This is a genomic window from Cupriavidus sp. HPC(L) (assembly GCF_000307735.3).
Lineage (GTDB): Bacteria > Pseudomonadota > Gammaproteobacteria > Burkholderiales > Burkholderiaceae > Cupriavidus.
The window spans coordinates 1-9,149 of sequence record NZ_AMPR02000104.1 but is presented as its reverse complement, the minus strand read 5'-3'; the positions used below and the strand labels follow the sequence as shown (position 1 = coordinate 9,149).

Annotated in this window: 7 protein-coding genes; 2 read left to right on the top strand and 5 right to left on the bottom strand. The window is 68.3% G+C overall.

Annotation, left to right across the window (positions count from 1 at the left end; all coding sequences use genetic code 11):
• From B551_RS07820 to B551_RS07810, 3 genes are all read right to left on the bottom strand, one after another.
• Positions 1-707, bottom strand: a 707-nt coding sequence (locus B551_RS07820; RefSeq protein ID WP_023263820.1) for a GntR family transcriptional regulator, incomplete at its 3' end; no start/stop codon positions are given.
• Positions 708-1,081: 374 nt separating this feature from the next.
• Complete coding sequence (locus B551_RS07815; RefSeq protein ID WP_043438057.1) at positions 1,082-1,912, bottom strand: CoA ester lyase; 831 nt, start codon at positions 1,910-1,912, stop codon at positions 1,082-1,084.
• 26 nt (positions 1,913-1,938) lie between these two features.
• A complete protein-coding gene (locus B551_RS07810; RefSeq protein WP_006576114.1) occupies positions 1,939-3,111 on the bottom strand; it encodes a CaiB/BaiF CoA-transferase family protein in 1,173 nt (390 codons plus the stop codon).
• Positions 3,112-3,270: 159 nt separating this feature from the next.
• Between B551_RS07810 and B551_RS07805 the strand changes: the two genes are divergently transcribed.
• Positions 3,271-4,221 carry a LysR substrate-binding domain-containing protein gene (locus B551_RS07805; RefSeq protein WP_023263818.1) on the top strand — a complete coding sequence of 317 codons (951 nt, stop codon included), beginning with the start codon at positions 3,271-3,273 and terminating at the stop codon, positions 4,219-4,221.
• 7 nt (positions 4,222-4,228) lie between these two features.
• Here the strand turns inward: B551_RS07805 and B551_RS07800 are convergent, their stop codons facing one another.
• On the bottom strand, positions 4,229-6,292 hold the full coding sequence (locus B551_RS07800) for a hypothetical protein (protein WP_006576112.1): 2,064 nt from the start codon (positions 6,290-6,292) through the stop codon (positions 4,229-4,231).
• Between the two features lie 211 nt (positions 6,293-6,503).
• On the opposite strand from B551_RS07800, the gene B551_RS07795 reads away from it, so the two are divergent.
• The gene (locus tag B551_RS07795) at positions 6,504-8,228 is read left to right on the top strand and encodes a ShET2/EspL2 family type III secretion system effector toxin (protein ID WP_006576111.1); all 1,725 of its coding nucleotides are present in this window, start codon (positions 6,504-6,506) and stop codon (positions 8,226-8,228) included.
• 44 nt (positions 8,229-8,272) lie between these two features.
• Here B551_RS07795 and lgt read toward each other — a convergent pair whose 3' ends face one another.
• Positions 8,273-9,076 carry a prolipoprotein diacylglyceryl transferase gene (lgt, locus tag B551_RS07790; RefSeq protein ID WP_006576110.1) on the bottom strand — a complete coding sequence of 268 codons (804 nt, stop codon included), beginning with the start codon at positions 9,074-9,076 and terminating at the stop codon, positions 8,273-8,275.
• Positions 9,077-9,149: the final 73 nt, after the last annotated feature.

The following is a 9,149-nucleotide window of genomic DNA, read 5'->3' as shown; positions in this document are numbered from 1 at the left end:
AGGCGCAGCCGGCTGTGGCGCCGCCGCGCGGGGACCTCGGGTTCGGGCGCCGCGGCCTGCGCGTCCGCGTCCAGCGCCTTCAACGCGGCGCGCTGGCGCAGCAGGTGGGTCTTCATCATCGCCTCGGCGCCTTCGGGATCGCGCGCCTTCAGCGCGGCGAAGACCGACAGGTGCTCGGCGCAGGATTCGTCGATGCGGCCCGGTAGCTGCAGGCTCTTGTGCCGCGACAGCCGCAGCACCTTGCGCAGGTCGCCGATCAACCCGGAAAGCCAGCGATTGCCGGCAAGCCGCTGGATCGCCTCGTGGATCTGGTAATTGGTTTCGTAGTAGGCGTCGATCTGGCCGGCGCGGGCATAGCGCGCCAGATCGCGATGCAGGTCCTCGAGGGCGTCGAGGTCGGCGGCGGTGGCATTGCGGGCGGCCTCGTAGGCGCAACGGCCTTCGAGCAGCGCCATCAGCGGAAAGATCTCGTCGAGATCCTGCTCGGACAGCTCATTGACGAAGCAGCCGCGGCGCGGCTCGAGCCGCACCAGCCCTTCGGCGGCCAGTACCTTCAGCGCCTCGCGCAGCGGCGTGCGCGAAATGCCGAGCGTGGTGGCCAGGGCCGCTTCGTCGATCCAGGCGCCGGGCACGAGCGTGTGCTCGTCGATCATGGCGCGCAGGCGATCGGCAACTTCGAGATACAGCGCCTGCTGGACGATGCGCATGGGTGCCTCCCGGTGCGATGCATGGACATTGCGATGGGCGCACCAGCCAGGCAGGCCCTCGCAATAATTCATAATTATGAATAACGGCGAGGGAATGGCAAGGCGTTTCGATGTTGCACAGCGTCATGCCCGCCGCGCCGCGTTTGCAGCGGCACTGACGGGCGACGGCTCAGGGGTTCTGTCGCTTCCGTTGCTTCAGTCGTTTCGGATGCTTCAGTCGCTCGGTTGCTTCAGGCGCTTCGGTTGCTTCAGGCGCTTCGGTTGCTTCAGGCGCTTCGGTTGCTTCAGTCGCTTCGGTCGCTTCGGTCGCTTCGGTCGCTTCGGTCGCTTCGGTCGCTTCGGTCGCTTCGGTCGCTTCGGTCGCTTCGGTCGCTTCAACCGTCGGCCAGGATGCGTCGCGCCCGCTCCAGCACCGGGCGATCGACCATCTTGCCGTCCACCGCGACGGCGGCGCCGTCTGCGGCCGCGGCGGCCTCGACCACGCGCCTGGCCCAGGCCAGTTCCGCCTCGGTCGGCGCGAGACCGGCGTGGACCGGCGCCACCTGGGCCGGGTGGATCAGCAGCTTGGCGCCAAAGCCGAAGGCGCGCGCACGCGTGGTCTCGGCCGCCAGCACCGTGGTATCGCCGAGCGCGGTGCAGACGCCGTCCACCGGCGCAGGCAACCCGGCCGCGCGCGAATGCAGCACCAGCAGGCTGCGGAACGCATGCAGCGGCTCGCCCTCGTCGCCGACGCCAAGATCGCCCATCAGGTCGATGCTGCCGAACAGCAGCCGGACCACGCCGGGCTGCGCGGCCAGTTGCGCGAGTTGGGTGAAGCCGGCCGCGGTCTCGAGCAGCGCGTGGCATTGCACGGCCGGCAGCGCCTGCCGCAGCGTCCGCATCGCTTCGGCATCGGCCTTCGGCAGCACCAGCTTGTCGACACCGAGCGTCCGGCACCAGGCGATATCGTCATCGTGGTACGGCGTGCCGGTGGCGTTCACGCGCACCAGCAGCAGCACGCCGGCATTGGCGGCCTGCTGCGCCAGCGCGGCCCAGGACGCACGCAGGCCATCGCTCGCGGCGGCCTTGTCGGCCGGCGCCACCGCATCCTCGAAATCGACGATCACCGCATCGGCTCCGGCGGCCAGCGCCTTGCCGATCCGCTCCGGGCGGTTGGCCGGAACGAACAGGTAGCTGCGCGGCAGCCGCGTGTCCGGAGTCGTCATCGTCGTCGCCATCCCGATCCGCGCCCTCATACCGCGCCGGCCGCGCGCATCGCGGCAACCCGTTCGCCCGCGATGCCGAGCTCGGCCAGGATCGCGTCGGTATGCTCGCCCAGCGCCGGCACCGGGTCCATGCGCGCATCGGCCATGCCGGGCGGCAGCAGCGCGGGGATCGCGCCCGCCGGCGTGTCGACCTGGCGCCAGCGCCGCCGCGCCGCCAGCTGCGGATGCGCCCAGACGTCGGCCATCGTATTGACCTGCGCGTTGGCGATCTTCGCTGCTTCGAGCCGCGCGCCCACCTCGTCGGCACTCCATTGCGAGAACGCCGCGACAATGCGTTCGCGCAGCGCGCCGCGGTTGGCGCTGCGCAGGCTGTTGCTGGCGTAGTCGGGGTGTGTCGCGAGTTCGGGCTGCTGCAGCACCGATTCGCAGAAGACCGCCCACTCGCGTTCGTTCTGCAGGCCCAACATCACGGTCTTGCCATCGCCGGTCGGGAACGGCCCGTACGGATAGATCGTGGCGTGCGAGGCGCCGGCGCGCGGCGGCGGGGATGCGCCGTCGAACGCGTAGTACAGCGGAAAGCTCATCCACTCGACCATCGACTCCAGCATCGAGATATCGATGCGCTTGCCGCGGCCGGTCTGCCCGCGCTCGATCAGCGCGGCCAGGATATTCGAGTAGGCGTACATGCCGGCGGCGATATCGGCGATCGATGCGCCGGCCTTGACGCCCTCCTCCGGCGTGCCGGTCACCGAGACGAATCCCGACTCGCTCTGCACCAGCAGATCGTAGGCCTTCTTGTCGCGATAGGGACCGTCGGCGCCGTAGCCCGAGATATCGCAGACGATCAGCCGCGGAAAGCGCTCGGACAGCGCGGCATGATCGAGCCCCAGCCGCGCCGCGGCACCCGGGGCGAGGTTCTGCACCAGCACGTCGGCACGCGACAGAAGCGCCTCGAGCACCGGCGCCGCGCCGTCGTGCTTGACGTCCAGCGTCAGGCTCTCCTTGCCGCGATTGGTCCAGACGAAGTGCGAGGACAGGCCGCGCACGCGATCGTCGTAGGCCCTGGCGAAATCGCCGGCGCCGGGACGCTCGATCTTGATCACGCGCGCGCCGAGATCCGCCAGCTGGCGCGTGCAGAACGGCGCGGCGATGGCCTGTTCGAGGGAAACGACGGTGATGCCTTCAAGCGGTCGGATCATGGCGGTGGCCTGGCGGAGGACGATAGGAAGGAATGGGCGGCCGGGTTGGCGCGATGGCATCAATCTAGCCGCGATCGCCGCCGCGCGGAAATACGGAATCGCGAGCCAGCCATAAGTACAATCAATACCTTCGGCTTTCACTGGTCATTGGGGCGGGACATGGATATCCGGGGCATGCGCTATTTCGTCGCGATCGTCGAGCATGGCAGCCTGACCCGCGCCGCCGAGGTGGCCCACGTCGCGCAGCCGGCCTTGAGCCAGCAGCTGGCCGCGCTCGAAGCCGAGCTGGGCGTGGCGCTGGTGCATCGCGGCGCCAAGGGCGTCAAACCCACCGAGGCCGGCCGCACGCTGTACCGGCACGCGCGCTCGATCCTGAAACAGGTCGACATGGCGCGGGCCGACGTCAAGGTCGCGGGGGCGGACATCGCCGGCAACGTGGCGATCGGCCTGCCGACCACCGCCGCCGCGGCCTTCGGCATGCCGCTGGTGCGGGCGGTACGCGAACGCTATCCGGGCGTGCGCCTGCAGCTGTTCGAGAGCATGAGCGGCTATATCGCGGAGCTGCTGAACAACAACCGGCTCGATTTCGCGATCCTGTTTCGCGAAACGCCGTCGCGCGCGGTCGAGCTCGAGCCGCTGGCCAGCGAGGCCCTGTATCTGGTCGGCACGCCGCCGATCGCCGTGGAATCGAAGCGGCGTCGCGCCGCATCGGGCAAGGAAGCGACCATTGCGTTGAAGTCTCTGGCCGATATTCCGCTGGTGCTGCCGAGCGGGGCGCAGGGGCTGCGCGAAGTGCTGGAGCAGCACGCCAGCGGCGCCGGCATTCGGCTGCAAGTCGTCGCGGACCTGGACTCGCTGCCGATCCTGCTGCAGACGGCGCGCGAAGGGCTGGCCTGCACGATCCTGCCCGCGTCGTCACTGAGCCGTGAGCCGGACGACGCTGCCCTGCCGACACGGCTGATTCTCCCCGAGCTCGGCCGCACGCTGTCGCTTTGCTGGCCGCGTGCGCTGCCGCGGACCGCCGCGGCCGAAGCGGTGGCCGAGGCGTTGCGCGAAATCGTTGCCGCCAAGATCGCGGAAGGCGGCTCGTTGAAGGCCGCGCGCGCCTAGTGCCGGATTACAGCGAAGGCGACGGCGACGGCGACGGCGCCGTCGGCGGATCCTGCCTCAATTCCCGCTCCATGATGGCCGCGCGCGAGGCGATAGGCCGGGCGAAGAACCGCATCGCTCTCTCGAGCGTCAGGCCCCGGAAGGTTCGCTGGAACACGGAAGCGCAGACGTCGTCCAGTTGGCGGACCAGCGCGCCGGCCTCGGCAATGGCCGCGTTCCAGACCTGGCTGGCCTCGGCCCGCTCCGTGGGACTCGGCAGATCATCGAAGCGCAGGCTGTTGCCGTCGTCGAACAGCGCGCGTAGTCCGGTCACGTGATTGCCAAGAAACCAGCCGCGTTCCATCGACATCGTGACGGCCAGCTGGTTCATTGCCCGGGCGGTGGCAAAGCGGCCGGCATGCAGGCCGCCCATTTCCTCGAGCGCCAGCATCTCGCTGCGTACCTTTTCCAGCAGCTGGAAGGCGCACAGAGCCTCGACCATGACGTCCTCGTTGTTCCCGGCCCCTTCGATCCGGTTCGGATAGGGCTGCGCGAGCGCCGTCGAAAGGTGCTGCACATATCTCGCCGCCGTCCGTATGCGGCTCTCCGCCCAGGCCCGGCTCGCCTCCCACTGTGGCCGTACGTCAATCGGCGGCGCCTGCACCGCTTGCACTGACTGCACGGCCGAGGTCCCTGGTGCGCCCGCGTCGTCGACGACGTGAGCGGTATCGTTACCGGTATCGTGCAGGGTCTGCGAGGCGCTGTCGCCGATCCCGAGGCCATAGGCGGACGGATCGCCCAGCCCGTCCGGGCCCTCCTCCATGTCGACCGAGTTGTACGACCCAATGGTCGAGGTGGATACGGTTCGGCTCAACGTGCGGTCGCTGGCCGGATCGCTTCCATTGTCGACCGACGCGTGGACCGACGCGTCGACCGACGTGTCGACCGGCGCCGCGTCCGCGGGGCGCTCCGCCGTGCCCGACGGATTCTTGCGCTCGAAGCCTAGGCGGTGCCAAAGCTGTTCGATCATCTGATCGTGGTCCAGGACTTCGTTCCAATCGCTGTCGTCATTGTCCACCACGTCGTCAGGCGCGTCGTCTGCGCTCCGATCGGGGGAGATGAGCTGCGACGATACGGTGCGCGCCAGACCGCCCTGCGCCTGCGCCCGCTCGCTGCCATGGTCGACCAGGCGCTTGGCCGCATCGCACAGCTTGCTGTCCCGCACTGCCGTGCAAAAGTGGAACGCGCCAATGTCGCTGCCACAGAGTTCCGTCAGCACGTCCAGCGGCAGCGGTGCCGAGAAGCCTGGATTGGCCTCGAGCCAACGGCTCATCCGGTTGCCGAGCTCGTCTATCAGCCGGGCAAGAGCCGGCTGCCGGTCAGGAAAGTGGCGATAGGCCTCGGGCCTGGCGAACACTTCCCCTGCGCCGAAGATGGTGGCGATCACGCCCACGGCCGCCGATGCCCCCGTTCCCGCCGCACAGGCCGCGGTCAGCAGGAAGGACCCGCCCAGCGCAACGCCGGTCACGGCCACTGGCCACAGGATCACCGCCAGCGTGACGGCACCGGCAATGCCGAGCAGCGCGCCCACCGCCAGCGCGATGGCCTTGCCGACGCTGCGTTTTTGCACGTGAGGGGCGGTCTCGTCTTGCAGCGACTGAAGCTTCTGCATCAGCGCCTGGCATTGCGTCGCGAGCTTCAGGTTGCGTGCCAGCACCACGGCGGTGTGCCGCTCCTGCGCCTGCGCGCCCGCCTCCCATGGCATGGTGGCTCGATGCTCGAGCTGCACGATGTCGCGCGCCGTGCTCAGCAGCGCCTCCAGGTCCTTGCCGCATTCTTCGAGTGTTCTTCTCAGCGGCTGCTTCTGGCTGGCCGGAATGGCCAGCGCGTCGATCGTTCTTTCCAGTCGATGCAAATGCTGTGCGCAGTTCGCTGTCACCGTGTCGCCGATCGCGCCTTCCGCCTGCGCGAGCGTGTCGATCGGCGCCTCGGGAGACGGCGGGCGGGTTCGATCGCCGACATGGTCCCGGATGCCGGAAGTCAGGGATGGAAACAGGGAGGTGGCGATGGCGGGAGCGGACAGCGGCGGCATGATCGGTCGGGAAGCAGGCGGAACGGAGGGAAGAGGAGCGAAGGCGAAGGCGAAGGCGACAACGCAATCGCCGATGCGCCGCAGGATCGCGCAAGTTATGTGCAAAGGCTTTCATAAAACAACAAGCAACTCGCGATAAGTGACACATGTCTCTTGAGCCATGCCGAGCCGTGGACGCATGCTGCTCCTCCGCCCTCTTCCGGAGAACGTCATGCTGACTGCCTTTCCCCCCGCGAAATCGCAACCCGTGGTGGTGCGCTGCGCCGTGCCCGAGGCGCTGCGCATTCGTGACGTGCGGCGGCTATTGCTGGCTCAAGGGGGTTGGCTGCAGTGCGGAAGCGATCGCTTCCGGATCCGTTGGGAAAACCAGCAGATCGTTGTGCGCAGCGCGACAGCCACCAAGCCGCAACGGCAGGCGTTGGCCGCGCTGCTGACCGAGAGGTATCACGAACGGTTCGACGACCGCTTCCACTGGAAAAAAGGCACCGACCAGCGGGTGCGGCTCAATGGCCGGGTCGCCTTCGCGCGTGGCCGCCCGTCCGGGCCGATTGCCTGCCGCCATCTGGCCGTCTTCTGGCTTGGACTGTTCATCGAGGACCGGCCCGACGGCCCGGACTACTCCCGGCTGGCAACCGCACAGGCACTGCGGGACAACGTCCCCGTGGACTACGACTACAGGGTGGTGCCGAACGCGGTGCAGCTCGGCAAGCTGCGTGTGGTGATGAACGGGGACTGGGGCAATGAGTTCGTCGCGCGGCTGGCCGACCTGGAGCGCCGCGGCGAAACGGCCACGACCCTGCTGGTGCTGACACCGGACCACGCGATGGCCGTCGGGCTGCGCATCGTGCGCCAGCCGCATCGCACGCTCCATGTCGTCGCCTTCTACGATCCCAACGACACGGCCACGCATCTCGAAGCGCGCTTCGACGACCTGGAAGCGGTACGCGCGCTGGAGGCGCGAGGCTTCACCGAGTTCGCGCCCGACTACCCGGCCTTCCTGCCGAAATCCCAGCCCGTGAACACGGTGGACGCCATGCTGATGATCGAGCTGGATATGGCGACGCTGCGGCAGCTGCGCGACATCGACGTGACCCTGCCCGCGCAGCCGCGCCAATTGTCCGGCGCGTTGCCGCCTCTGACGGCCGATGCGTTGTGGTACCTGCTGCGTTATGGCTGCGATGACGCGGTCCGTCAGCTGGCGCCCGCCCTGCGCGCGCTACCTGAGCAGGAACGCATCCAGCGGCTCAGTACCAACCGCTCCACCCAGCTGTTCTACGACATCCTGTCGCTCGGCTTGCCATCGTCGGCCAGGCTGTTCGGGGAGCTGATCGCCGACCTTCCGCTGGAGCAGCGGATCCACCTGCTGCAATCGCGGGCGGATTGCGGCACGACGGCGTTCGGTTACGCCGTGAAGGCGGGGCGCACCGAGATGTTCCGGCCATTCCTCGAACTGCTGCAGGCGCTGCTGCCGCCCGACCACCACTACGCCATGCTGGTGGCGGCCATGCCCGACGGCACCTCGGCCCTGTATCACGCGTTCAAGCATGGGCGTTTCGATACGCCGCCGGCCTATGCCGCCGCCTTGTCGTCGCTGCCGCCGATGCTTCTCGCTTCGCTGATGTGCGCCCGTTCGGCCGACAACGAAACGGGCCTGGAGGCGGCCGTCCGGAACGACGATCTGCTGACCGTGGGCTGTGTCGAGAAGGTGCTGCCGCTGCTGCCGCCGCAGGCCTGCGTCTATCTGCTCAAGCCCGCGTGGCGGCTGATTCGGCGGCTGAACGCGCAGGGGCGCCAGCAATGGCTCGTCGAACAGAGGATGCGATCGCATCTGGAGCGGTTCGCCCCGTCGCTGCTGCCGGGCAACGGCAGCGGTCGGGGCGGCCGCGCCAAGGCGCCCTCCAAAGGGTGGGTGCGCTGGGACCGGAAACTGGGCTGACGCCGAGCCGCCCTGAACCGCTGTCGGGCCGATTTCCGCCGATATCAGGCCGAGAGCTGTGGCTGACGCCGATACGCCCACCACATCATCGCCGCGCCAGCGACGATCATCGGCAGGCTGAGCCACTGCCCCATCGAGAAGTTCAGCGCGAGCAGGCCGAGGAAGTTGTCCGGTTCCCGCGCGAATTCGGCCAGGAAGCGGAACACGCCGTAGCCGAGCAGGAAGGCGCCGGACACCGCGCCCATCGGCCGCGGGTGGCGGGCAAACAGCCACAGGATCACGAACAGCGCGACGCCTTCGCCGGCGAACTGGTACAGCTGCGACGGATGGCGCGCGATGTTGTCGCCCGCCTGCGGAAAAATCATGCCCCACGGCAGATCGGTCGGACGGCCCCACAGCTCGCCATTGATGAAGTTGCCGAGCCGGCCCGCGGCCAGCCCGCACGGAATCATCGGCGCGATGAAGTCGGTCACTTCCATCCAATGCCGGCCGCGCACCTTCGAGAACACCCACATCGCGATCACGACGCCGAGGAAGCCGCCGTGGAACGCCATGCCGCCCTCCCACACCTTGAAGATATCGAGCGGATGCGACAGGTAGAACGACGGCTTGTAGAACAGCACGTAGCCGAGGCGGCCGCCGAGAATCACGCCGAGCACGCCATAGAACAGCAGGTCGTCGATATCACGCGCGCTCCAGCCCTGCGCCGCCACATGCGGCTGGCGCAGCCGCATCCGGCCGAACCACATGAACATGATGAAGCCGGCCAGATACATCAGCCCGTACCAGCGGATCGCCAGCGGGCCCAGATGGATGGCGATGGGATCGAAGTTCGGATGAATCAGCATGCGGGTCTATCGCTTGGCGTTGTCGGAGTTGTCGGTTGGATGGAATCGGGATCAGGGCCTGAGCTTCGGCCTG

Coding starts and splice junctions, on each gene's coding strand:
- B551_RS07815 (WP_043438057.1), bottom strand. CDS start 1,912: ATGACGACTCCGGACACGCGGCTGCCGCGCAGCTACCTGTTCGTTCCG.
- B551_RS07810 (WP_006576114.1), bottom strand. CDS start 3,111: ATGATCCGACCGCTTGAAGGCATCACCGTCGTTTCCCTCGAACAGGCC.
- B551_RS07805 (WP_023263818.1), top strand. CDS start 3,271: ATGGATATCCGGGGCATGCGCTATTTCGTCGCGATCGTCGAGCATGGC.
- B551_RS07800 (WP_006576112.1), bottom strand. CDS start 6,292: ATGCCGCCGCTGTCCGCTCCCGCCATCGCCACCTCCCTGTTTCCATCC.
- B551_RS07795 (WP_006576111.1), top strand. CDS start 6,504: ATGCTGACTGCCTTTCCCCCCGCGAAATCGCAACCCGTGGTGGTGCGC.
- lgt (WP_006576110.1), bottom strand. CDS start 9,076: ATGCTGATTCATCCGAACTTCGATCCCATCGCCATCCATCTGGGCCCG.